Source organism: Streptomyces sp. NPDC088923 (assembly GCF_044749745.1).
GTDB lineage: Bacteria > Actinomycetota > Actinomycetes > Streptomycetales > Streptomycetaceae > Streptomyces.
Genome location: NZ_JBIVIO010000003.1, coordinates 323,886 through 346,333, shown reverse-complemented (window position 1 = coordinate 346,333; position 22,448 = coordinate 323,886). Strand labels below are relative to the sequence as shown.

Here is a 22,448-nt window from a genome sequence, read left to right as displayed (position 1 = left end):
GGCAGACGCACCTCACGACACCCCCTCCCCCTCCACGATGGGAGCCCCCCAATGCATGTCACCCTCGACGGCAGGACCGCGCTCGTCTCCGGATCGACCCAGGGCATCGGCGCGGCGATCGCCGCCGGACTCGCCGAGGCGGGCGCGCGCGTCGCGGTCAACGGCCGCGACGCGTCCCGTACGGAAGCGGCGGCGGCCTCGCTGCGTGAACGCTTCCCCGACGCGGAGATCCTGGCGGCGCCCGGTGATCTCGCGAGCGACGAGGGCCTCACCGAGGTACTCGACCGGCTGCCGCGCACCGACATCCTCGTGAACAACCTCGGCATCTTCGGCGCACGTCCCGCGCTGGAGATCGACGACGCCGAGTGGCGGCGCTACTTCGAGGTCAACGTGCTCAGCGCGGTGCGCCTCATCCGCGCCTACCTGCCGGGCATGATCGAGCGCGGCTGGGGCCGGGTGCAGAACCTGGCGAGCGACTCGGCCGTCGTGATCCCGGCCGAGATGATCCACTACGGCATGACGAAGACCGCGCTGCTCGCGGTGACGCGGGGCTTCGCGAAGGAGGCGGCGGGCAGCGGCGTCACGGTCAACTCGGTGATCGCGGGACCGACGCACACGGGCGGCGTCGAGGACTTCGTCTACGAACTCGTCGACCGTTCTCTGCCCTGGGACGAGGCCCAGCGCGCCTTCATGCGCGAGCACCGGCCGCAGTCGCTGCTCCAGCGCCTCATCGAGCCGGAGGAGATCGCCCACATGGTGGTCTACCTCAGCTCCCCGCTCGCCTCGGCGACGACGGGCGGCGCGCTCCGGGTGGACGGCGGGTACGTGGACGCGATCCTGCCGTAGAGGGCGAGGGCTCTTCCCCGGGGTACGGGCGCGTGCGCTCGGTAGCGGACGGCGGCGCGCCCCGTACCCGATCGGGCGGGCCCGATTCCAGGCGCCACGCCGGGCGCGGGGGCGGCGGGGCATGGCACTTTCGGGGGGAGCGGCCCCATCCGGGTGGGGGTGCGGCGGGGCGCGTGTCATCCGATCGGCGGAATGCGGGGGCCACTTTGCGTAACCGGGGCATCGGCTGAGCACGGCTAGCTCCATGAGGCACCAGAGCTTTTCCGTGCGCCGCGCCCGGCGGGCGCCCGGATTACCCGGGATACCGCTGTTCGGGCGATATGCTCACCCGGTCGGTGCGGGCTCCGGCCCGCGAAAGGGCCGTGGGCTCCGTTCCGTTGACGGCCCGTCCGGCCGTACGTCCCCGCGACCGCCCGGCGCCCCGGTCCCCCTCGGCGCCCCCGTCCCCACCTCTTCCGTACGTCCCCCGAAGGTGCTCGATGCCTCGTCCCCCCGTCTCTCCTCCCGGCCCCGTCCCGGCGCCCGCGTCGCCCGGTCGCGCGACCGGCGTGCTGTGGCCGGCGACGCTGCTCACGCTGTTGTGCGGCTACGGCGGCGCGGTCTCGCTCCTCGCCGCGCAGCGGCTCGCGACCGCCGTCCTGCTCGGCACGCTGATGGTGCTCGCGCTGTGCGGCCTCGAGGCGCTGCGCCGCCAGCACCGCACGGCGGTCGCCGACGGCGAGTCGCTCGCCCTGGAGCTGGCCCGGCGCGCGGCGCAGTCCGAGCGCCGGGACGCGGACTGGCAGTCGTACCTGACCGAGCAGTCGGAGCTGATGCGCCTGGAGCTGGAGCACTTCGTCAAGGAGCGGCTGCCGGCGGCGGTACGGGGCCGGACGGTGCCGCCACCGCGTCCGCAGAGCGCCGAACTGACGCAGGCCGTCGCGGATCTCTTCGAGCGGGTGCTGTGCGAGGTGGCCGAGGAGTGCGAGTACCTGGAGGAGACGCGCCGGCTCGTCCTGGTGGAGCTGGCGGGGCGGGTGCAGAGTTCGGCGCACCGCATCCAGTCGGCGGTCACGGGCCTCTCGGACCGGTACCCGGAGGACGCCGAGTTGCTGGAGACGACGATGCTCGCCGACCACGCGGCGACGCAGCAGGCACGGCACGCGCAGAGCCTGAAGGTGCTGTGCGGGGAGTGGCCCGGGCAGGAGTGGCGGCAGCCCCTGAGCCTCGTGGACGTCGCGCGCGCCGCCTCGGGCCGCATCGTCGCGTACCGCAGGGTCGAAGTGACGGGTGATCCGGCACCCGCCGTACGGGCCGCGCTCGCCGAGCCCCTCATCCACCTCGTCGCCGAACTCCTCGCCAACGCCACGGAGTACTCGCCGCCGCGCACGACGGTCCCCGTCACCGTGCGGGCCGTGCAGAAGGGCGCGGTCGTCGAGGTGCACGACGGTGGTCTCGGTCTCGCGACGGACCGGCTGAACACCGCGCGCGAGATCGCCTCGGGCCGCAGGCCACTCGGCCTGCGCGAGGTCGGCGAGGTCCCGCAGACAGGCCTCGCGGTCGTCGGGCAGTACGCGCGGCGGCACGGTTTCCAGGTCGACCTGGGCCCGTCCCCGTACGGCGGCCTGCGCGCCGTCGTCCTCGTCCCGGCCGCCGCGCTCACGGACGGCGAGCCGGCCGACGAGCCCTTCGACGCCGTTCCCCGGGCCGTACTCGACCAGGCGGAACGCACCGCCGACCTCGTCCCGCACCCGACGGGCACGGCATGAGCGCCCCGGCGGCACTGCGCCCGTACGTCATCACCCGCGGCCGCGCGCGGGCGGCGTACGGCATCGCGCTCGAAGGTCTCCTGACGACGCGCCACTCCGCGCGCCCCCTCCACCTCAACCCGGAGGAGCACACCCTCCTGGACCTGTGCGCCCGCCCCACGGCCCTCGCCGAGGCGGCGGCCAAGCTCGGCATCCCGGTCGGCCTCACCCGCGTCCTCGCCTCGGACCTCGTGGTTCAGGGCCTCCTGACGGTGAGCGAGAGCGTGCCCCCTGAGGTGCGGCTGCTGCGGGACGTGCTGGCGGGGTTGCGGCGGATGACGTGAGCACGCGGGCGGTTTCCCGGCTCCGGCGGGACCGCCCGCCCCCGCGCGGGACGGGGGCTCGCCCCCTACACCTCCTCCCCCGTCCCCTTCCCCAAGTACGTCAGCTCGCCCGCGTCCGGGACCGGGATCTCGTGGAAGCCCAGGCGGGCGTAGAAGGCGTGGGCCGGGGTGTTGGCGGTGACCATGCCGAGGTGGACGCGGGGGGCGCCGTGGGCGGAGAGGGCTGCGAGGTGGGCGCTCATCAGGCGTCGTCCGAAGCCCCGGCGCTGGAAGGCGGGGAGGAGGTCGATGTGGAGGTGCGCGGGATAGTCCTTGAGCGCGGGGACGCGCATCCGCTCGGGGTCGTGGAGCAGGCCCGCCATCACCTCGTCGTTGTCGGCCGCCGGTCCGGCGGGGAGCGGGTAGCGCTCGGCGTGACGCGGCAGCCACTCCGTGCGGAAGCGGTCGACGAAGCGGTCCGTGTCGGCCGTGCCGAGGACGTAGCCCACCGCGCGCCCGCCGTCGTCGAGGACGAAGCACAGCTCCGGCTCGAAGGCCGCGTACGGGTGCGCGAAGAGCACAGGGAGGACGGACGGGTCGCGGTAGTGCGGGCGGGCGTCGCCGCCGAGGTGCGCGGTGCGCACGCAGATCTCGGCGAGCGCCTCGTGGTCGGCGGGTCGGTAGGGCCGTACGTGCGGGGACATGCGTCGTTCCTCTCCGGGCGGCGCGCCTGCCGCCCGCCCCCGCGCGAACCTACGACACGGTGCGGCGTGACGACAGGGGTGCGGGAGAGCGCTCCCATCCGGCCCCCGCCGCGCACCTCCGCCCCGGCCCCGCCGCCCCGGAGCCTTGTCGAGACACCCTGAGGTCGATTAGCTTGCGTGCGGCGCCTGCTGACGGAGAGACGGACTGCCGCCGTCGTCACTCCCCCCACCCCAGCAGGCGTGACGTTCCGTGCGCGGCGGCGCCTCGTGGTGTCCTGCCGCGCCGATGAGGCAGACCGAGAGGCACACCCGCATGAGCATCTCCCGCCGTTCCTTCCTCCTGACCGGTGCGGCCGTCGTCGCGGCAACCGGGACGGGCATCGCCGCGAGCCAGGCAGGCGCGGCCCCCGCGCCGAAGGCAGGGCCCGCCGCCTCGCCCGCCGGTGACGTCGTCGGCAAGGTCACCGTCGGCTACCAGGGCTGGTTCGCCGCGCCCGGCGACGGGGCCCCCATCAACGGGTGGTGGCACTGGAGCCCCGACATGAGCAAGGCCCCGGCCCCGGGCGCGAACAGCGCGAAGTCCTGGCCGGACGTCTCCGAGTACACCCGCACGTATCCGACCGCGATGCCGGACCTCAACGGCGGCGGCAAGGCCGCGCTGTTCTCCTCCTGGGACCAGCAGACCGTGGACACGCACTTCCGGTGGATGCGCGAGTACGGCATCGACACCGCCGCGCTCCAGCGCTTCAACCCCTTCGGCTCCGAGGGCCCCACGCGCGACGGCATGGCCCAGAAGGTGCGGCAGGCCGCCGAGGCCAACGGCCGCAAGTTCTACGTCATGTACGACGTGACGAACTGGGACGGCATGCGCGAGCAGGTCAAGCAGGACTGGACCGAGAAGATGAGCGCACACACCTCCTCCTCCGCGTACGCTCACCAGAACGGCAAGCCTGTGGTGTGCGTGTGGGGCTTCGGCTTCAGCGACGACGCCCGCCCCTTCGGCGCCGAGGAGTGTCTCGACGTCGTGAACTGGCTGAAGGGCCAGGGCTGTTACGTGATCGGCGGGGTGCCGACGCACTGGCGCACGGAGAGCGAGGACTCCCGGCCCGGATTCTCGGAGGTGTACCACGCCTTCGACATGATCTCGCCATGGATGGTCGGCCGGATCGGCTCGGTCGCCGACGCCGACAACTTCTACGCCAACGTCAACACCCCCGACCAGGCGGAGTGCGACGCGCACGGCATCGACTACCAGCCCTGCGTGCTGCCCGGCGATCTCCAGGACGGACAGCGGGCCCACGGTGACTTCATGTGGCGGCAGTTCTACAACATGAAGCGTGTCGGGGTCCAGGGCATCTACATCTCGATGTTCGACGAGTACAACGAGGCCAACCAGATCGCGAAGACCGCGGCGACGGCCGCCGACGTGCCCGCCGGGTCCGGGATCAAGGCGCTCGACGAGGACGGCACGGCCTGCTCATCGGACTACTACCTCCGCCTCACGGGCGACGGCGGCCGGCTCCTGCGGGGCGAGATCCCGCTGACCGAGACGAGGCCCACGCGGCCCGTGGCGTAACGGGGGCTTCGCGCGCGGGGGTGGTGCTCCAGGCGGTACGGGCCCGGAGCACCACCCCCGCGCCAGAGGTCTTGACAACGCGATTGGTCTGGACCATCCTCCGGTCAGACGGTGGCCACCGTTCCGCACCCGCAGTGCCCGCAGTGCCCTGTTCTCCTCCAAGTAACTCCCTTCCGGAGGTAGTTGTGGAACGCGCCCCCTCTTCGACGACCGGCAGACCCGGCCGCACCCGCCCCTCCCCCCGCTCCCGCCTGCGCCGGTTCCTCGGCGCGGGCGCCCTCGTGTCCGCGACCGCGCTGCTGCTGAGCGGGCTCGTCGCGGGGACGGCCCAGGCCGCCGACGTCAACAACGCGCAGAACCCAGGCTTCGAGTCCGGGCTCTCGGGCTGGACGTGCGGCAACGGCAGTGGTGAGGCCGTGGGTTCGCCGGTCCACGCGGGCAGCGCCGCGCTGAAGGCGAGCCCCTCAGCCTCCGACACGGGCCAGTGCGCCCAGACCGTCAAGGTCAAGCCGAACGCCACCTACACGCTCAGCGCCTACGTGCAGGGCTCGTACGTCTACCTCGGCGCGAGCGGCACGGGGACGACGGACGTCTCCACCTGGACCCCCGGCGCCTCCGGCTGGTCGCAGCTGAAGACCACCTTCACGACCGGCGCGAACACCACCTCGGTCCAGGTCTACCTGCACGGCTGGTACGGGCAGCCCGCGTTCTACGCCGACGACGTCTCGGTGCTCGGCCCGGACGGGGGCGGCGGCGGGGGCACCACGCCGAGCGTGCCCGGGGCCCCCGGCGGTCTGAAGGCCGGCGCCGCGGCGGCGACCTCGATCCCGCTGAGCTGGAACCCCGTCACGAACGCGACGAGCTACAACGTCTACCGCGACGGCGCGAAGGTGCAGTCGGTGACCGGCGCCTCGGCGACCGTCACCGGGCTCACCTCGGCCACGACGTACAGCTTCCAGGTCACGGCCGTCAACGCGGCCGGCGAGTCCCCGAAGTCGGCGGCGGTCTCGGCGACCACCACCTCGGGCGGCAACCCCGGGGGCGGCGGCTCCGTCCCGAAGCACGCCGTGACCGGCTACTGGCAGAACTTTGACAACGGCGCGACCGTGCAGACGATCGCTCAGGTCCCGGCGCAGTACGACATCATCGCCGTCGCCTTCGCCGACGCCACCACCACGCCGGGCGCCGTCTCCTTCACGCTCGACTCCGCGGGCCTGAAGGGCTACACCGTCGACCAGTTCAAGGCCGACATACGGGCCAAGCAGGCGGCGGGCAAGAAGGTGATCATCTCGATCGGCGGCCAGAACGGCACGGTGTCCGTCGCCGACAGCACCTCGGCGACGAACTTCGCCAACTCCGTGTACGCGCTCATGCAGACCTACGGCTTCGACGGCGTGGACATCGACCTGGAGAACGGCGTCAACTCCACCTACATGTCCCAGGCCCTGCGTTCCCTCTCCGCGAAGGCGGGCAGCTCGCTCGTCCTCACGATGGCGCCGCAGACGATCGACATGCAGTCCACGTCCGCCGAGTACTTCAAGACGGCACTCAACGTGAAGGACATTCTCACGGTCGTCAACATGCAGTATTACAACAGCGGTTCGATGCTCGGGTGCGATGGCAAGGTCTACAGCCAGGGCTCGGTGGACTTCCTCACCGCGCTCGCCTGCATCCAGCTCCAGGGCGGCCTCGCCCCCTCGCAGGTCGGCCTCGGCCTCCCGGCGTCGACGCGCGGCGCGGGCAGCGGCTACGTGGCGCCGAGCGTCGTGAACAACGCGCTCGACTGCCTCGCGAAGGGCACCAACTGCGGCTCGTTCAAGCCCTCCACGACGTACCCGGCCCTGCGCGGCGCGATGACCTGGTCCACGAACTGGGACGCGACGGCGGGCAACGCCTGGAGCAACGCGGTGGGGCCGCACGTGCACGCGCTGCCCTGACGGGCGGAGCACGACGTACGGAGCACGGGGGCGGTACGGGCGGGTGGCGAGCCACGGTCCCGTACCGCCCCGCCCCGTACGCCCCTTTCAGCCCCCGTGCCGCGGCGTCGGGCCGCCGAAGGCCAGGTGGAGGCGGCGGTGGGCGAGGAGCCAGGTGCCGTCGAGGCGGCGGAAGGTGTCCTCGTAGTGGCCCGCGTTGGCCGGGGGCGGGGGCGGGACGAGGCGGGCGGGGTCGTCGCCGTCGACGCGATAGGTGACGAAGTAACTCGTCGCGTGTGCCGTGCCGGGCGAGTCGACGGTGACGCGGATGTTGGTGGCGAGGCGGCGCGAGAGACGGTCGGCGGGGCGGCCGCCGAAGTAGGCGGCCAGTTCCGCGCGCCCGGCGATCCGGCGACCGCCCGCCGCCCACTCCCAGACCCCGTCCGGGGTGAACAGCTCGGCGACGGAGGCCGGTGCACCCAGGTCGAGCCGGTGGACGAGGTCGAGGACGAGGCGTTCGCAGGCGCGGGCCGCGAGCAGTTCCCGCAGGGGGTCTTCGTGTGCGTCCATGCCCCAGGGGTAGCAGAGCGCCGGACGGCCCCGCCACGGCATTCCGCCGCGGCGGGGCCCCGGGCCCGTGGGTGTGCGGCCCCTCAGACGCGCCCGGTCGTCACGAGCCTCGGCACCTCGCACGTGCTGGCCACCTCACGCGTGACGCCCTCGTGCGCCGAGTCGAGCAGCGTCAGCATCGTGTCGAGCACGTGGTGCGCGAGCCCCGCGGAGGCACGGTGCGCCCGGCCCGTACGGAGCGAGTCGGCCAGGTCGGCGAGACCGATGCCGCGCCCCGCGCCCGGGAACCCGGCGCTGACCGGGAGTTCCTCCCAGCCCTCGCCCCGGTTCAGCTCGACGGGCCCGTCGAAGCCGTTGGGGTCGGGCACCGAGAGGGAGCCCTCGGTCCCGTACACCTCGATGCGCGGCAGCCGCGCCGCCGGGATGTCGAAACTCATCACGAGGGTGCTCAGCGCGCCGCTCGCGTGGTGCAGGACACCGGTCACGTGCGTGTCCACCTCGACGGGGAAGCGGTGGCCCGCGCGCGGGCCACCGCCGATGACGCGCTCCGCGCGCGGAGTGGAGACCGCGCCCGTCACCTTGGCGACCGGGCCGAGGAGGTGGACGAGCGCCGAGAGGTAGTACGGGCCCATGTCGAGCAGCGGGCCGCCCCCGGGCCGGTAGTAGAACTCCGGGTCCGGGTGCCACGCCTCGTGGCCCGCCGTCGTCATGAAGGCCGTCGCGGCGACGGGTGTGCCGATACGGCCGTCCTCGACGGCCCTGCGCGCGGTCTGCGTTCCCGTACCCAGCACGGTGTCGGGGGCGCAGCCGACCCGCAGTCCGCCGGCCTCGGCCGCCGCGAGCACCGCGGCGGCCTCCTCGCGCGTCGCGGCGAGCGGCTTCTCGCCGTAGACGTGCTTGCCCGCGGCGAGCGCGGCGAGGGCGACCTCGGCGTGCACGGCGGGGATCGTCAGGTTCAGTACGGCGTCGACGTCCTCGCGGGCGAGGAGTTCCCCGACCGAGTCGAGCGCGACCGCGTCCCCGGCCCGTCCCGCGGCGCCCTTCGCGCGCGTCAGGTCGAGGTCCGCGACGGCGGTGACCCGCAGCGGGCGGGTGAGGCGGTCCAGGGAGTCGAGGTAGGCGCCGCTGATGGCACCAGCGCCGATGATGCCTATCCTCAGCGGCTCGCCCACAGCAGCCCCCTCTCCGTCAGGACACGCGCCCCGGGCACGTCGAAGTCGTCGGGCTTGTGGCCGATCGTGTTGACGAAGACGCGCCCCGCGCCGTAACGGCGGCTCCACACGGCCGGCATGACGACCTCCTGGCCGTGCTCCTCGCCCGCCGGGAAGACCGTCGTGGCGTGCACCTCGATCGCGGGGTCGGTCGCGACCCAGTACTGCTCCGTGTGGACGTCGAAGTCCTCGATCCCCGCGACCAGTTCGTGCCCTGGAACGATGTGGACACGGTGGTCGTGGTAGCCCTCGGGGTGCATGAGGAACTGCCCCCCGGTGAGCCGCTGGTAGTCCAGATCGCCGCGGAAGGCGTCCACGATGCCGCCGTGCCACCCGGCGAAGCCGGTGCCCGCGCGAACCGCCGCGACAAGGCCCGCGCTCTGACCGGGAGTCACCTGGCCCATCGTCCAGCACTGGACGATCAGGTCGGTGGCGGCGAGGCGCTCGGCGTCGGTGTAGATGTCGAGGGTGTCCGAGGTGTCGACCGCGAATCCGGCGTCCTTGAGGAAGGGCAGGAAGAGGTCGGTGATCTCGACGGGTGAGTGTCCCTCCCACCCGCCGCGGACGACGAGCGCCCTTCGGCTGGGGTTCGTCATGGTCTTGCACGCTCCCATCGGTGCTCACGGCCCCGTACGGCCGGATCGAGGCCGGTGGGAGCCGGTCGGTCGCACCGCGCGGGCCCGGGGGAAGGGCTTCGCGGGCACGGGGTGGTTCACGGTGTCGTCGCGCCGGCGACGCCGCCACCGGCGCGGGTGCTCCGCTCGGCCACACGAACGTACGGAGGGCGCGCCAGGTTTGTCAATCGGCTTGACTAATGGATTCACGGCGGGCGCACAGGGCCCGGACAGCCGAGCTAGAAAACGCTTTCCACCCGGGCATGGGCGGGGTAGCGTGCCCGGAACGCCCGCCGAAGGAGTACGCGTCATGCCGCAGCCAAGCACGCCGGACCCCGCCCGCACAGCCCCCGGTACCGACCCGGCCGCGTGGACCGGCCGGGCCCGTTGGGGGCGGCTCGCCGACGACATGCTGCGCGCGGTGCGCCCGTACGCGAGCGAGCGGCACGCGCTGATCCGGCTGCCGGGCCCCGCGAGCGCGAGCGGCGAGTGGAGCGACGGTCTCGAAGGCTTCGCGCGCACGTTCCTCCTCGCCGCCTTCCGGCTGCGCGGCGAGGAGGGGCAGGACCCGCACGGCTTCGCCGAGTGGTACGCGCGCGGCATCGCAGCGGGTGTCGACCCGGAGAGCCCCGAGCGCTGGCCCACCTTCGCCGAGGCCAACCAGGCGAAGGTCGAGGCCGCGTCGATCGCGCTCGCGCTGCACGAGACGCGCCCGTGGATCTGGGACCGCCTGAGCGAGCGCACCCGCGCCCAACTCCTCGACTGGCTCGGCCTCATGGTCGGCACCGACATGCCGCAGAACAACTGGATCTGGTTCCAGGGCGTCACCGAGGCCTTCGCCCGCACGGTGGGCGGGCGGTGGCGCCAGGAGGACCTGGACCGCACGCTCGCGACGACGGAGGAGTGGTACCAGGGCGGGGGCTGGTACTCGGACGGGCTGACCGGCGGGGCGCACCGCAACCACGACCACTACAACGGCTGGGCGATGCACCTCTACCCGTTGTGGTTCACGCGCATCCTCGGCGAGCAGGCCCCCGAAGGGCTCGCCGAGCGCTACCGCGAGCGGCTGCGGCTCTTCCTCGCCGACTGGCGCCATCTCGTGGGCGGCAACGGGGCCCCGCTCTTCCAGGGCCGCTCGCTCACGTACCGCTGGGCGGCGCTCGCCCCGCTGTGGACGGGCACGCTCTTCGACGCGAGCCCGCTGTCACCGGGCGAGGCGCGGGGCCTCGCGGCGCGCACGCTCTCCTACTTCACGGAGAACGGGGCGCTCACCGGGGACGGGCTGCTGAGCCTGGGCTGGCACCGCCCCTTCCGGGGCCTGCTCCAGGTGTACTCGGGCCCGGCCTCTCCGTACTGGGCGAGCAAGGGCTTCGCGGGACTGCTGCTCCCCGCCTCGCACCCCGTGTGGACCGCGGAGCCCGAGCCGCTCGCGGTCGAGCGCGGCGACTTCACGCGCACGCTGGACGGGCCCGGGTGGCTCGTGACGGGTACCGCGTCGGACGGGGTCGTACGGGTCGTCAACCACGGCGGCGACCACAGCGATCCGGCGCGGCCGTGGCCCGACGACCCGCACTACGCGCGGCTCGGCTACTCCACGCACGCGACGCCCGAGTACCCGGCGGACGCGGGCGCGGGGGCCTGGGAGGCGAGCGCGACGCTCGTCGACGCGACGGGCCGGGCGGCGCACCGCCGGCCGCTGGAACGGCTCTCGGTCGCGAACGGCACGGGCGTCTCGCGCTCGCGCGCGCACTGGCCCCTGGACGCGGCGGGCGCGACCTGGGACCCCTTCGGCGGCCCGCCCGCCGACTTCCGCACCGGGCCCTGGCTCACGGTCGGTTCCGCGGTACGGGGCTCTGTCGAGGTGCGGGTGGCCCGGGTGGACCCGGCCGCCCCCGGTGACGTTCCGGCGGTGCGGGTGCGGTTCGGCGGCTGGGCGCTCCCGGTGGGGACGGAGCCGGTACGGGAGCCGGGAACGGCCCCCGTAGCGTCGGACGGAAACGGTGCGGGGCCACGGGTCGAGGGGGGCACCGGCACCTTCGCCGACGCACCGTCGGGGACTGTCGGCCACGCCGCGGTGACGTCCCCGGAAGGGCTCGTCTCCGCCGTGACCGACCTGGGCGGGCTGCCGCTCGCCTCGGTCCGCTCCGGCACGGGGTGCAGCCCCCTGGCGCTCGACTCGGCCACTCCCCTGCTGACTTCCTCGGCGGAGGTCACCCCCGGCACGCTCTACGCCGCCGCCGTCCACCTCGGCGCGGGAGCCCCGCCGGCCCCGCCCACCGTCCGCACCACGTGGGAGCCCGACGGCACGGCGCGTGCGGAGATCACCTGGCCGGACGGCCACACGCACACCGTCCGGCTCCCGGCGCCGCCGTCGGCGTGAGCCGGGCGGCACCGGGGCGGGCGCGGGGCCCGCGCGTACCGTTCAGACCAGGATGACGCGGCGCCCCCTCGTGTGTCCGGCCTGGCTGTCGCGGTGGGCTCGCGCCGCCTCGGCGAGCGTGTAGGACTCCTCGACCGGGATGTGCAGCCTGCCGCGCGCGATCAGGTCGGCCGCCTCGGCGAGCGCGTCCGGCACGCTCCCCGCCGTACCCGAGAACCGGACCCCGAACTTCGCCGCGTCCGTATCGGCTATGGAGATCACCCGTTCCGGGTCCCCCGTGAGGTCCACGAGTTCGGGGAGGACCCCGGAGCCCGCCAGGTCGAGCGCCGCGTCGACCGCGCCGAGGCGCCGCACACGCGCGGTCCAGCCCTCGTCGTAGGTCGTGGCGAGGGCCCCGAGCCCGCGCACGTACTCCTGGTTCGCGGCCCCCGCCGTACCGATCACCCTGATTCCGCGTTCGCGGGCGATCTGGAGGACGGCGGAGCCGACGCCTCCCGAGGCGCCGCTCACGAGGAGCGTCTGTCCCGGCCGCACCCCGACCTCGCGCAGCACGCGCAGCGCGGTCTCCACGACGGAGGGGTACCCGGCGGCCTCGGCGAACGTCAGCCCCTCGGGCATCGGCGCCCAGGCCGACAGGACGGCCAGTTCGGCGTACGTGCTGGCGCCCTCCCCGAAGACGTGGTCGCCGAGCGCCACGCCTCGCACCCCCGCGCCGATCTCGTCCACCACTCCCGCGGCGTCCAGCCCCACCCCCGCGGGCAGTTCGAGCGGGTGGGCGCCCAGGACCTGCCCCTCGCGAAGTCTCCAGTCAACGGGGTTCACCCCGGCCGCCCGCACGGCGACACGTACCTGTCCGGGGCCGGCGTGCGGCTCCTCGGCGTCTGTCAGGCGCAGGACTTCCGGACCGCCGAATTCGGCGAAGCTCACTTTCTTCATGCCGGGAACGTAGCACTAACGGTTAGCTTTTCGAAACCGTTGTTGTTTCGCACCTGATAGCGTGCGGGCATGACCGTGCCGACCGGGCGTCGTGAGCGCAAGAAGGCCGCGACCCGTCAGAAGATCGCGGACACCGCCATGCGGCTCTTCATGGAACGCGGGTACGAGGCGGTGGGTATCCGCGAGGTGGCGGCCGAGGCCGACGTGGCCGTCACGACGCTGTTCGCGCACTTCTCCTCGAAGGAGGCGCTGGTCTTCGCGCGCGACGAGGACTTCGAGGAGCGTCTCGCCCGCGCGGTCACGGAGCGCGCGCCCGGCGCACCGCTCCTGCCGCCGCTGCGCCTGGAGGTCCACGCCCTCGTGCGGCACTGCACGGCGGAGAGCGCCGTTCCCGTGTGGAGCATGATCAACGCGTCTCCCGCGCTGCGGAAGTACGAGGAGTCGATGCGGGTGCGCCACGCCGAGCGGCTCGCCGCGGCCGTCGCGGCCGACCCCGAGGCGTCCAGGACTGCGACGGCGAGCCGGGCACTCGCCCAATTCGTCGTCGACGCCTACGCCCTGGCCCGCGAGGCGGCCGATCCCGAGGGCGCGGTGGACGAGGTTTTCCGGATGATCGAGGCGGCCTGGGAAGTCACGGCTCCTCGCGAGCCCGCCGCCTGAACGCCTCTTCTCGCGAGCCCCCTGCCTGAACCCCCCTCAGCGTGGGCCCCCGTCCGAACACCTCTCACCGCGGGCCGGCCGCCGGGCCGCCCGGCGCCGTGAGCGTCACCTCGTGGTCCGTGAAGCCGTGCCGGTGGTAGAAGCGGAGCGCCGCCGTGTTGCTCGCGTAGGCGGAGACCTCCGTGCGGAAGGCACCGTGGGCGGCGGCCCAGTCGAGACAGCCGGCGAGGAGGCGGGAGCCGGTGCCCGCGCCGCGCATCGCGGGGCGCACGTAGAGGCTCGCGAGCGTCACCGTGCGGACGGGGAGGAGGGGTTCGGGCGGGCGCAGCATCGCGGTGAGGTGGCCGAGCACCTTGCCGGCGCAGTCCGCGACGAGCAGGAGCCGGGCGGGGTCGTCGAGTCCGGCCGCGAGCGCCGCGCGTCCGTGCCCCCTGAACCAGGCGGGATCGGCGGCCGCGTCGCGCGGCCCGGCGTCCTCGGCGAAGAGCGCGGCCATCGAGGCCAGCAGCCCGTCGAGGTCCAGGTCGGTCGCGGGCCGCACGTGGACCACGGGCTCGGCCGCCGCCGGACCGCGCGGGACAACGGTTCGTTCGGTCATGCCTTCGACGCTAACGGGCGGCACTGACAACGGCTCCGCGTCGCCCGGTCCTCGCGGGACTACTGGCGCGCGGCAGCGGTCGTCGCACCCTGCGACGGTCGCGGACCGGCCGGTGCCGAGCCGTCACCGCCCCCGCCCGCGAGTGCGAGCAGCACGAGCAGCAGCACCACGAAGCCACTCGCCCCCGCCGCCTTGGCCTCGCGCGGACCGAGGGAACGCCGGTGCCCCCGCACCCGGGTGCCGTCGGCGCGGACGTAAGGGTGTACGTACGTGGAGGGACCGGTCCGGGCGGGCAGGGGCGGACGCCCGATGGGCGGACGCCCGATGGGCGGACGAGTCGCGGGCGGACGAGTGGCGACCGCCGGACGCGGGCCTGTCGCGGCGCGGGGCCGCTGACGACGGTAGTGGCCTTTGACGTAGGTCCCGTCGCGGCGGACGTGGGGGCGGACGTAGGTCACGGAACCTCGCTGCGGGAAGGGAGGGGGCGCCCTCGGCACGGGGCCGGGTCGAATCCGGCTCCCGAGGGAAGCTACCGCTCGCCGCCGACATCGAGCAGCCCGTCAAGAGGTCTCGCCGGTAGACGCGTTGACGCGCACCGACCACTTTCCGGCCGACCGGCGCAGCGGCCTCAGCCGTGGCGAACACGGCGTGACGACCAGGTTCTCACTGCTCGGAGCCACCCCGGTGACACCGCCCCGGAGTCGGCGGGCGCGGAACGCGGGGCGGCGCACGGCTGGTTCTGGGCGTCAACCCAGCGCGCCCGTTACGTCCGTTCGCGGGACGACCGTGCACGCTGTCCGTATGCCGTGTACGCCGACCGCGTCACGCTGACCACCACCCCCGCGCCACAGCACGCCCTCTCTCAGACCGTCAGCCCCTCCAGCGCCGAGCGCAGTGCCGCCCGCAGCGCCTCCTCGTGGGTGCGGCGGTCGTCGCCGCCGCGGGCCCAGTGCTCGGCGCCGACGCGCATGGCGCCGTTCATGATGACCGCCTGGACGCGGACCGCGAGGTCGTCGGCGGGGCGGCCGGTGCGGGCCGCGACGAACTCGGCGAAGACCTCCTCGGCCTCGTAGTGCATCTCCAGCCACACGGCGTGCAGCGCCGGTTCCCCGACGGCCATGGCGACGAGCTTCTTCGTGAGTCCCGCCTCCTCGGCCCCGCCGTCAGGCCCCTGCTCGGCCATCGCCTCCGTGAGCGGCCGGTCGGCGGGCCAGTCGCGCAGCTGGGCGATGGCCCGTTCGAGGCCGAGCGCGAGGAGCGGCTTCACACAGTGCTCCTTGGACGGGAAGTACCGCCACAGGGTGCGGGTCGAGATCCCGGCGGCGCGGGCGATGTCGTCCCCGGAGGTCGCGGCGACGCCGCGGGTGCTGAAGAGCCGTACGGCCTCGATCGCGATCTCCCGCCGCGTCGCCGCCTTGCGCCGCTCGGTCAGCGGCGGGCGCCCGGTCCGTGCCGTGCCCCGCCCCTCGCCCGTGGGCACGCCTGCGCCCGTGTCCGTGTCCGTGTCCGTCATCCCGCTCCTCGCCAGCGCGTCACCCATCGGCTCCCCCATTGTCCCTCGTCAGCCTTTTATGTCACCTGACGCCTTTCTGTCACTGCACGACAGAAAGGAGTACGCTCGGCAGCGCCGAACCGGAACCCACTGTTCCGCACCGGCGGTACCGCCTCTGCACAGGGAGTCACCATGAGCACCACAGGTCTTGAGGGTCGCAGCGTCGTCATCACCGGCGCCGGTTCGGGCATCGGGCGCGCCACGGCGCTGAAGTTCGCCGCCGAGGGCGCGCGGGTCGTCGCCGCCGACCTCGACGCCGAGCGCGCGAAGTCCGTCGTCGCCGAGATCGAGCAGGGCGGCGGCAGCGCCTTCGCCGTCGTCGGGGACCTGAGCGAGCAGGCGGTCGTCGACGAGGTCGTGACGCGGACCGTCGAGCGGTTCGACGGTATCGACGTGCTCGTCAACAACGCCGGGATCATGGACCGGATGTCGGCCGCCGGGGAGACCGACGACGCGGAGTGGGAGCGCGTGCTCCGTATCAACCTCACCGCGCCGTTCCTGCTGACCCGCGCCGCGCTCCCCCACCTGTTGGAGAGCGGACACGGCGCGATCGTCTTCACCGCGTCGGAGGCGGGGCTGCGCGGCAGTGCGGCGGGCGCGGCCTACACGACGTCGAAGCACGGCGTCGTCGGCCTCATGAAGTCCCTCGCCGTCATGTACCGGGAGCAGGGCCTGCGCACCAACGCGATAGCCCCCGGCGGCACGGCCACGAACATCTCGGTGAACGCGGCGGACGGCGCGCGGGGTCCGGCGACCATCGGCAAGTACATGGCGAACGTGGGCAAGCCCGCGCAGGCCGAGGAGCAGGCGGCGGCCATCCTCTTCCTGGCCTCGGACGCGGCGAGCAACATCAACGGAGCGCTGCTCCCGGTGGACAACGGCTGGGCTGCTGTTTAATCGCGTCGGCTGAGCCGAAGGGAGCGCGACGGTGTCGAGACGCCCGTCGCGCGCAGGTCGCGAGGAACGAGTGACCGAGCACGTCGGGTGACTCGACACCGGCACGAGCGCTCCCGGAGGCGAAGCCGACGCAATTAAGAGGCGCACCCCACGTGGCCCCACCCCTTGCCCACCTTCGTGATGTCCTCGCCCGCCGCGTAGGACTGCCCGCAGGCGCCGCAGCGGCCGGGGTACTTGGCCTTCAGGGTCGGGGCCTTGCCGCCGGACTTCGCGCCCGTCCTGCCGCCGGTCTTCGCGCGGGTCGCGCCGCTCGTGCGGGCGGGGTCGGTGCGCGAGGCGCTCGGGGCGGGGGGCGCGGGGGCCCCGTACGCCGTCCCGGCCGCCTCCTGGCTGATCGCGCACTCGCTCGCCGCCTGGTCGGCGATCGCGTTGAGCGGGTCGCCGCCGACCCGGTGGGCCGGCACGTACCGGAACTCGACCTCGCGTCCCTGGAGCAGCGCGTCGATGGCCTCCACGAGTTCCTGGTTGGCGACCGGCTTGCCGCCCGCCGTCTTCCAGCCGCGCCGCTTCCAGCCGGGCAGCCACTCCGTGACGGCCTTCATGGCGTACTGGGAGTCCATCCGGACCTCCAGCGGGCGGACCGGGTCCGTGGTCTCCAACAGGCGGAGCAGTGCGGTGAGTTCGGCGACGTTGTTGGTGGCGGTGCCGAGCGGGCCCGCCTCCCAGCGCTCCGGGGTTCCCTCGGCGTCGGCGGCGACCCAGGCCCAGGCGGCACGGCCCGGGTTGCCCTTGGACGCGCCGTCGCAGGCGGCGATGATGCGATCTGACATTCCTCGATCATGCCAGTCGCCGCCGGGTGCCCGGACCACCCCTCACTCCTCCCCCGGGCCCGGCACCCCGTCCTCCGGGTGCAGTCCGCGCCCGTGCCTGCTGCCCGCGAGCGGCGTCGGGGAGAGGCTCGCGCTCTCCTCGCCCGGCTCCAGGAGCGTGTCGGCGGGCCCCACGATGAGCGGATCGGGAATGCCGACGACGCCCGGGTCCTTCGCCGGGTAGTCCAGCCGGGCGAGCAGGCTGCGCATCGCCTCCAGGCGCCCGCGCCGCTTGTCGTTGTTCTTCACGACCGTCCACGGCGCCGCGTCGGTGTCCGTCGCGCGGAACATGTCGACCTTCGCCTCCGTGTACGCGTCCCACAGGTCGAGCGAGGCGATGTCGATGGGCGAGAGCTTCCACTGCCGTACGGGGTCGATCTGCCGGATCGCGAAGCGCGTGCGCTGTTCGGCGCGCGAGACGGAGAACCAGAACTTCACGAGCAGGACGCCGTCATCGGTGAGCATCCGCTCGAAGACGGGGGTCTGGCGCAGGAAGTGGTAGTACTCGGCGGGCGTGCAGAAGTCCATGACCCGCTCCACGCCCGCGCGGTTGTACCAGGAGCGGTCGAAGAAGACGATCTCCCCGGCGGAGGGCAGCTGGCTCACGTACCGCTGGAAGTACCACTGCCCCGCCTCGCGCTCGGTCGGCTTCTCCAGCGCGACGACGCGCGCGCCACGCGGGTTGAGCCGTTCCGTGAAGCGCTGGATCGTGCCGCCCTTGCCCGCCGCGTCGCGGCCCTCGCACAGCACGACGAGGCGCTGGCCGGTGTCCTTGACCCAGCGCTGCATCTTCAGCATCTCGATCTGGAGGACGCGCTTGCGCTTCTCGTACTCGCGGCGGCCCACCTTGTGCGGGTACGGGTAGTTCTCGCGCCAGGTGTCGACGGGTGCGCCCGAGGCGTCGCGGAGCAGCGGGCGCTCGGGGCGGCTGTCGTCGATCGTCAGCCCGTCGAGGAGGGCCGCCCCCGGGTCCTGCGCCGCGCCGGAATCGGAGGGCGGCGGGGCGGGCGAAGGGCTCGGCATGGGGCGGCATCCTCACGGGCGGGGGCGAAAGGCGGCCGGTCACGGCCGCTCTCTCGTCCCTACCCCCGCACCGGGCGGTACGCACTCCGGAAAGTGCGACCGGCGTACGCGCGGGGCGAGCGGGCGGTGGTCCCGCGCCCCGCGCCGGTGGCGGCTCAGCGCCGTACGCGCACGAGCTTCTTGTTGGCGAACTCCTCCATGCCGTACTTGCCCAGCTCGCGCCCGACGCCGGAGCGCTTCACGCCGCCGAAGGGCAGTTCGGCCGCCGAGCCGCTGGCCTCGTTGACGTAGACCATGCCGGTGTCGAGCAGGGCGGCGACGCGCAGGGCGCGCTCGGGGTCGTCGGTGGCGATGGCCGCGCCGAGGCCGTACGGCGTGTTGTTGGCGAGCGCGACGGCCTCGTCCTCGGTCTCGACCTTGTAGATGACGGCGGCCGGGCCGAACAGCTCCTCCTGGAAGGCGCGCATGCCGGGGCCGACGTTCGTGAGGACCGTCGGCTCGAACCAGGCGCCCTCGCGGTCGATGGGCCTGCCGCCCGCGAGGAGGGTCGCGCCGTTCGCGACGGCGTCCTCGATCTGCGCGGCGAGGTTCTCGACGGCCTGGCGCGAGGAGAGCGGGCCCATGAAGGTCCCGTCCTCGGTCGGGTCGCCGGGGGTCACGCCCTTCACGGTCTCGGCGAACTTCCGCGTGAACTCCTCGTACTGATCGGCGAGGACGATGATGCGCTTGGCGGCGTTGCACGCCTGGCCCGCGTTGCCGTACCGGCCGAAGAAGGCGGTCTTGACGGCGCGGTCGAGGTCGGCGGGCTGGAGGACGAGGAAGGGGTCGGAACCGCCCAGCTCCAGGACGACCTTCTTGAGGTGGCGGCCGGCCTGCTCGGCGACGGCCGACCCGGCCCGCTCCGAGCCGGTGAGCGAGACGCCCTGCACCCGCGGGTCGGCGATGATCGTCGAGACCTGCTCGTTGCTCGCGAAGAGGTTGATGTAGGCGCCTTCGGGCAGGCCCTCGTCCTGGAAGATCTTCTCCATGGCGAGCGCGGACTCGGGGCACTGCGGGGCGTGCTTGAGCAGGATCGTGTTGCCGAGCATGAGGTTCGGGGCGGCGAAGCGGGCGACCTGGTAGTACGGGAAGTTCCACGGCATGATCCCGAGCAGCGGGCCCATGCCCTCCTTGCGGACCACGGCGCTGCCGCCCGCGACGACGTCGAGTTCCTCGTCGGCGAGGAAGCCGGGACCGTTCTCGGCGTAGTAGCGGTAGATCGAGGCGGTGAGGTCGATCTCGCCGCGCGCCTGGGTGACGGGCTTGCCCATCTCGCGCGTGATGAGGGAGGCCAGCTCCTCCTTGCGCTCGGCGTACAGCTCGGCGACGCGCTCCAGGACGGCGACGCGGTCCTTGACGTCGCTCGCGCGCCAGGTGCGGAAGGCGCCGGCGGAGCGGTCCAGGGCGTCCTGGATCTCGACGTCCGTGGCTTCGGGGAACTCGCTCTCGGTCTGGCCGGTGGCGGGGTTGACGACCTTGTAGGCGGTCATGGTGTCCCTTCGTGCGGTACGGGGATGGAGTGCGGTGCTGCCTCTTCCCACCGTCTCACCGACCGGCCCGAAACTATCCACGGGGGCACGCGTCTTTTTCCCCCGGCTCCCGCCGTGACCAGGCAGGACGTCTCCGGCGCGGGCTCAGTCGGCGGGCAGCCGGGCGGCCCGGTCGCCGGTGTCCCGCATGAGGAGCGAGAGATCGCCCCGTACGTTCACGAAGGGCCGTACCCGTGTGGTGCCGCCCGCCGGGTGCTCCAGAGCCGTGTACGGCAGTACGGCGACTCTCTTGCGGTCGACGAGGTCGCCGAGCACCCGGCCCAGGGGGACGGGGGCGACGCCCGGCTCGGGGAGCAGCGCGAAGTCCCACACGTCCTGCGGGGCCGCGTGCCCGGCGAGCGGCATGACGTAGGGCAGCCGGAAGCCGAATCGTCCGCGGCCCTGGTCGCGCGCCGCGAGCAGGAAGCTCTCGCTGCCCTCCTCGCGGGCCTTGACGCGGACCATCGCGCCGCGCGGCAGGGAGCGGACGATGCCGTACAGCTGGGCGGTGACGAGGAGCCCGGAGTCGCCGGTCTCCAGGGCGAGGATCTCGGCGTGCGCCGGTCGCCGCCAGGCCCGTACCGCGAGATAGCCGTCCTTCGTGCGGTAGGGAATCCAGTGGGCGAAGCCCGTCCCGTCCTCCAGCGGCGGCAGCCCCAGCAGCGCGCCCTGCTCGACGAGCCCGGCGCGCAGCCTGCGGCGGGTGGTGCCCGCGAGGAGGTACGTGTCCCAGCGGCCCTCGTCGAGGCGGTGCGTGGCGCGGCCGAGGACGGCGGGGCCCGGATCGGGGACCGGGAGGCGCACTTCGCGTGCGGCGGGGTCGTCGCGGAGCGCGAGGAGGAGTTCGTACGGGCCGGGGAAGGGCGCCGCGGGGCGTATCTCGATCGCGCCCGTGGGCGTGACGAGGGCCCGGGCCGCGGTACGGGGGCGGGGGGCCTTGCGCGGGGGGCGGGCGCGGCGGGGCGGGGCGGCGCGGTGGGGTGCGCTGAGGCGGGCGGCGGCCCGGGCGGCCCTGCGGGGGCGGGGGGTGAGCGCGTCGAGTTCGGCGCGGTCGCGGGTCCTGCGGGCGTGGATGTCGTCGAGGATGCGTTCGTACGCCTTCGCGGCGGCCTCGGCCGTGTGGGCGGCGGCGTGGACGCGTGCGGTGCGGCCGAAGCGGTCGCGCGTCTCCTGGTCGTCCATGAGGCGGCCGAGCGCGGCGGCGAAGGCGTCGGTGCCTCCGGCGAGGGGGACGAGCAGCCCGGTGACGCCGTCCGCGACGAGTTGGGCGGGGCCGTGCGGGGCCTCGGTGGCGACGACGGGTACACCTGCCCGCATGGCTTCGAGGATGCCGTGGCCGTAGGGCTCGATGTCCGAGCTGACGGCGGCGATCGCGGCCTTGGCCCACTCCGGTTCCATCGGTGTGACGGCGCCCATGAGGAGGACGTGGTCGTAGAGGCCGAGGCGGTCGACGCGGCGGCGCAGGGCGGCTTGTTCGGGGCCGCGCCCGTAGATGCGCAGAGTCCAGCCGGGGTGCTCGGGGAGCAGCTTGGCGAAGGCGTCGACGAGCCGGTCGTAGCGCTTGGCGGGGACGAGGCGCCCGGCGGCGACGATCGTGCGGGAGGTGCGCGGCGAGGGGGTGAGGCCGAGGTCGGGACTGCCGGGCGGCACGGCGTGGACGCGGTCCGCGGCCTCGGGCACGGCGGCGCGGTAGGCGGCGGCGTCGGCCTCGGTGAGGGTGACGAAGGCGTCGAGGTGGGGCAGGCAGCTGTTCTGGTCGGCGCGCAGTCCCGGCTCGTGCGAGCCGAGGGTGAGGTGTTCCTGGCCGATGCGCAGGTACCGGTCGCTGCCGTGGCGGGCGAGGTAGCCGTTGAGCAGGGGGCGGGTCGCGACGACCACGTCCGCGTCGGTCCAGGCGAGCCATTCGGTGAGCCGCAGGTCGTGCAGGGTGCGGTAGCGCAGGCGGCCGGTCTCGACGGCGGGGTCGGGGAACATGCGGTGGGTGCCGGTGTTGAGGACGTGGTCGCCCTCGTAGCCGGGGGTGTCCTCGCGCATGTCGATGAGGGAGCTGAGCCGCACACGCGGGTCGAAGGGGAGCGCGGGGCTGTCTGCGACGCGGTGGACGCTCATGACCTCGACGTCGTGGCGCTCGGCGAGGGCCGCGGAGAGGTGGGCGGTACCGCGGATGGTCGCTCCGATCCCGTAGGCGTTGTGGATCAGGAATGCGATGCGCATGCGCGGGCCTCCCCCTTGGTCGTGCACAAGTGTCCGGGAGGTCAGACGGTTGTGCGGGTGGGAGGTTGTACGGGTGAGGTGTACGTCACACCGGCGGGTGGCCCTTTCGGCTGGGCCGGCCTCTTGTGGGGCTCCGCCCCACACCCCGCTCCTCAAACGCCGGAGGGGCTGGATTTTTGGGTGCAGGCCGGATTTTGGGTGCCAGGTCGATTTTGGGTGCCAGCTGGATTTTGGGTGCCGGCTGGAAATCCTGGGGCCCCGTCC

19 protein-coding genes are annotated in these 22,448 nt (G+C 73.6%); 8 read left to right on the top strand and 11 right to left on the bottom strand.

Annotation, left to right across the window (positions count from 1 at the left end; translation table 11 throughout):
* The first annotated feature begins 51 nt into the window (after positions 1-51).
* The 3 genes from ACIP4O_RS17010 (at position 52) to ACIP4O_RS17000 (ending at position 2,917) form a co-directional block, all read left to right on the top strand.
* Positions 52-846 (top strand): SDR family NAD(P)-dependent oxidoreductase, encoded by a 795-nt coding sequence (locus ACIP4O_RS17010; protein ID WP_401575245.1) that lies wholly within the window; start codon positions 52-54, stop codon positions 844-846.
* 479 nt (positions 847-1,325) lie between these two features.
* Positions 1,326-2,594: an ATP-binding protein gene (locus tag ACIP4O_RS17005; protein WP_401575243.1), complete on the top strand. Its 1,269-nt coding sequence runs from the start codon at positions 1,326-1,328 to the stop codon at positions 2,592-2,594.
* Positions 2,591-2,917, top strand: a complete 327-nt coding sequence (locus tag ACIP4O_RS17000; protein ID WP_401575242.1) for a DUF742 domain-containing protein — start codon at positions 2,591-2,593, stop codon at positions 2,915-2,917. The genes ACIP4O_RS17005 and ACIP4O_RS17000 overlap by 4 nt, the downstream gene beginning before the upstream one ends.
* A gap of 65 nt (positions 2,918-2,982) precedes the next feature.
* Here the strand turns inward: ACIP4O_RS17000 and ACIP4O_RS16995 are convergent, their stop codons facing one another.
* The gene (locus tag ACIP4O_RS16995; protein WP_401575241.1) at positions 2,983-3,600 is read right to left on the bottom strand and encodes a GNAT family N-acetyltransferase; all 618 of its coding nucleotides are present in this window, start codon (positions 3,598-3,600) and stop codon (positions 2,983-2,985) included.
* 313 nt (positions 3,601-3,913) lie between these two features.
* Between ACIP4O_RS16995 and ACIP4O_RS16990 the strand changes: the two genes are divergently transcribed.
* Positions 3,914-5,176: a xylosidase gene (locus tag ACIP4O_RS16990; protein WP_401575239.1), complete on the top strand. Its 1,263-nt coding sequence runs from the start codon at positions 3,914-3,916 to the stop codon at positions 5,174-5,176.
* A 185-nt stretch (positions 5,177-5,361) separates the two neighbouring features.
* Positions 5,362-7,113, top strand: a complete 1,752-nt coding sequence (locus tag ACIP4O_RS16985) for a chitinase (RefSeq protein WP_401575238.1) — start codon at positions 5,362-5,364, stop codon at positions 7,111-7,113.
* Positions 7,114-7,200: 87 nt separating this feature from the next.
* Here ACIP4O_RS16985 and ACIP4O_RS16980 read toward each other — a convergent pair whose 3' ends face one another.
* From ACIP4O_RS16980 to ACIP4O_RS16970, 3 genes are all read right to left on the bottom strand, one after another.
* Positions 7,201-7,662 carry a nuclear transport factor 2 family protein gene (locus ACIP4O_RS16980; protein WP_401575237.1) on the bottom strand — a complete coding sequence of 154 codons (462 nt, stop codon included), beginning with the start codon at positions 7,660-7,662 and terminating at the stop codon, positions 7,201-7,203.
* 83 nt (positions 7,663-7,745) lie between these two features.
* The gene (locus ACIP4O_RS16975) at positions 7,746-8,834 is read right to left on the bottom strand and encodes a Gfo/Idh/MocA family protein (protein ID WP_401575235.1); all 1,089 of its coding nucleotides are present in this window, start codon (positions 8,832-8,834) and stop codon (positions 7,746-7,748) included.
* Positions 8,819-9,487 (bottom strand): ThuA domain-containing protein, encoded by a 669-nt coding sequence (locus ACIP4O_RS16970; protein WP_361324334.1) that lies wholly within the window; start codon positions 9,485-9,487, stop codon positions 8,819-8,821. Before ACIP4O_RS16970 ends, ACIP4O_RS16975 begins: the two co-directional genes overlap by 16 nt.
* 310 nt (positions 9,488-9,797) lie before the next feature.
* On the opposite strand from ACIP4O_RS16970, the gene ACIP4O_RS16965 reads away from it, so the two are divergent.
* Positions 9,798-11,867: a DUF2264 domain-containing protein gene (locus ACIP4O_RS16965; protein ID WP_401575233.1), complete on the top strand. Its 2,070-nt coding sequence runs from the start codon at positions 9,798-9,800 to the stop codon at positions 11,865-11,867.
* A 42-nt stretch (positions 11,868-11,909) separates the two neighbouring features.
* Here ACIP4O_RS16965 and ACIP4O_RS16960 read toward each other — a convergent pair whose 3' ends face one another.
* Complete coding sequence (locus ACIP4O_RS16960; RefSeq protein ID WP_401575232.1) at positions 11,910-12,803, bottom strand: NADP-dependent oxidoreductase; 894 nt, start codon at positions 12,801-12,803, stop codon at positions 11,910-11,912.
* Positions 12,804-12,872: 69 nt separating this feature from the next.
* Here ACIP4O_RS16960 and ACIP4O_RS16955 point away from each other — a divergent pair, with 69 nt between their 5' ends.
* Positions 12,873-13,463 carry a TetR/AcrR family transcriptional regulator gene (locus tag ACIP4O_RS16955; protein ID WP_401575230.1) on the top strand — a complete coding sequence of 197 codons (591 nt, stop codon included), beginning with the start codon at positions 12,873-12,875 and terminating at the stop codon, positions 13,461-13,463.
* A 64-nt stretch (positions 13,464-13,527) separates the two neighbouring features.
* Here ACIP4O_RS16955 and ACIP4O_RS16950 read toward each other — a convergent pair whose 3' ends face one another.
* A complete protein-coding gene (locus ACIP4O_RS16950) occupies positions 13,528-14,061 on the bottom strand; it encodes a GNAT family N-acetyltransferase (protein ID WP_401575228.1) in 534 nt (177 codons plus the stop codon).
* An 862-nt stretch (positions 14,062-14,923) separates the two neighbouring features.
* Positions 14,924-15,574, bottom strand: a complete 651-nt coding sequence (locus ACIP4O_RS16945) for a TetR/AcrR family transcriptional regulator (protein ID WP_401575226.1) — start codon at positions 15,572-15,574, stop codon at positions 14,924-14,926.
* 171 nt (positions 15,575-15,745) lie between these two features.
* On the opposite strand from ACIP4O_RS16945, the gene ACIP4O_RS16940 reads away from it, so the two are divergent.
* Positions 15,746-16,510 carry an SDR family NAD(P)-dependent oxidoreductase gene (locus ACIP4O_RS16940; protein ID WP_401575225.1) on the top strand — a complete coding sequence of 255 codons (765 nt, stop codon included), beginning with the start codon at positions 15,746-15,748 and terminating at the stop codon, positions 16,508-16,510.
* Between the two features lie 134 nt (positions 16,511-16,644).
* Here ACIP4O_RS16940 and ACIP4O_RS16935 read toward each other — a convergent pair whose 3' ends face one another.
* The 4 genes from ACIP4O_RS16935 to ACIP4O_RS16920 all read right to left on the bottom strand — a co-directional run bounded on the left by ACIP4O_RS16935 (position 16,645) and on the right by ACIP4O_RS16920 (position 22,184).
* Positions 16,645-17,340 carry a ribonuclease H gene (locus ACIP4O_RS16935; RefSeq protein ID WP_401575224.1) on the bottom strand — a complete coding sequence of 232 codons (696 nt, stop codon included), beginning with the start codon at positions 17,338-17,340 and terminating at the stop codon, positions 16,645-16,647.
* Between the two features lie 42 nt (positions 17,341-17,382).
* The gene (gene ppk2 / locus ACIP4O_RS16930; protein WP_361324307.1) at positions 17,383-18,402 is read right to left on the bottom strand and encodes a polyphosphate kinase 2; all 1,020 of its coding nucleotides are present in this window, start codon (positions 18,400-18,402) and stop codon (positions 17,383-17,385) included.
* Positions 18,403-18,557: 155 nt separating this feature from the next.
* Positions 18,558-19,931, bottom strand: a complete 1,374-nt coding sequence (locus ACIP4O_RS16925; RefSeq protein WP_401575223.1) for an NAD-dependent succinate-semialdehyde dehydrogenase — start codon at positions 19,929-19,931, stop codon at positions 18,558-18,560.
* 144 nt (positions 19,932-20,075) lie between these two features.
* Positions 20,076-22,184 (bottom strand): glycosyltransferase, encoded by a 2,109-nt coding sequence (locus tag ACIP4O_RS16920; RefSeq protein WP_401575222.1) that lies wholly within the window; start codon positions 22,182-22,184, stop codon positions 20,076-20,078.
* Positions 22,185-22,448: the final 264 nt, after the last annotated feature.

Bases quoted from the DNA above. Each gene is read 5' to 3' on its own strand.
- ACIP4O_RS17010 (WP_401575245.1), top strand. From the start codon at position 52: ATGCATGTCACCCTCGACGGCAGGACCGCGCTCGTCTCCGGATCGACC.
- ACIP4O_RS17005 (WP_401575243.1), top strand. From the start codon at position 1,326: ATGCCTCGTCCCCCCGTCTCTCCTCCCGGCCCCGTCCCGGCGCCCGCG.
- ACIP4O_RS17000 (WP_401575242.1), top strand. From the start codon at position 2,591: ATGAGCGCCCCGGCGGCACTGCGCCCGTACGTCATCACCCGCGGCCGC.
- ACIP4O_RS16995 (WP_401575241.1), bottom strand. From the start codon at position 3,600: ATGTCCCCGCACGTACGGCCCTACCGACCCGCCGACCACGAGGCGCTC.
- ACIP4O_RS16990 (WP_401575239.1), top strand. From the start codon at position 3,914: ATGAGCATCTCCCGCCGTTCCTTCCTCCTGACCGGTGCGGCCGTCGTC.
- ACIP4O_RS16980 (WP_401575237.1), bottom strand. From the start codon at position 7,662: ATGGACGCACACGAAGACCCCCTGCGGGAACTGCTCGCGGCCCGCGCC.
- ACIP4O_RS16970 (WP_361324334.1), bottom strand. From the start codon at position 9,487: ATGGGAGCGTGCAAGACCATGACGAACCCCAGCCGAAGGGCGCTCGTC.
- ACIP4O_RS16965 (WP_401575233.1), top strand. From the start codon at position 9,798: ATGCCGCAGCCAAGCACGCCGGACCCCGCCCGCACAGCCCCCGGTACC.
- ACIP4O_RS16960 (WP_401575232.1), bottom strand. From the start codon at position 12,803: ATGAAGAAAGTGAGCTTCGCCGAATTCGGCGGTCCGGAAGTCCTGCGC.
- ACIP4O_RS16955 (WP_401575230.1), top strand. From the start codon at position 12,873: ATGACCGTGCCGACCGGGCGTCGTGAGCGCAAGAAGGCCGCGACCCGT.
- ACIP4O_RS16950 (WP_401575228.1), bottom strand. From the start codon at position 14,061: ATGACCGAACGAACCGTTGTCCCGCGCGGTCCGGCGGCGGCCGAGCCC.
- ACIP4O_RS16945 (WP_401575226.1), bottom strand. From the start codon at position 15,574: ATGACGGACACGGACACGGACACGGGCGCAGGCGTGCCCACGGGCGAG.
- ACIP4O_RS16940 (WP_401575225.1), top strand. From the start codon at position 15,746: ATGAGCACCACAGGTCTTGAGGGTCGCAGCGTCGTCATCACCGGCGCC.
- ACIP4O_RS16935 (WP_401575224.1), bottom strand. From the start codon at position 17,340: ATGTCAGATCGCATCATCGCCGCCTGCGACGGCGCGTCCAAGGGCAAC.
- ppk2 (WP_361324307.1), bottom strand. From the start codon at position 18,402: ATGCCGAGCCCTTCGCCCGCCCCGCCGCCCTCCGATTCCGGCGCGGCG.
- ACIP4O_RS16925 (WP_401575223.1), bottom strand. From the start codon at position 19,931: ATGACCGCCTACAAGGTCGTCAACCCCGCCACCGGCCAGACCGAGAGC.
- ACIP4O_RS16920 (WP_401575222.1), bottom strand. From the start codon at position 22,184: ATGCGCATCGCATTCCTGATCCACAACGCCTACGGGATCGGAGCGACC.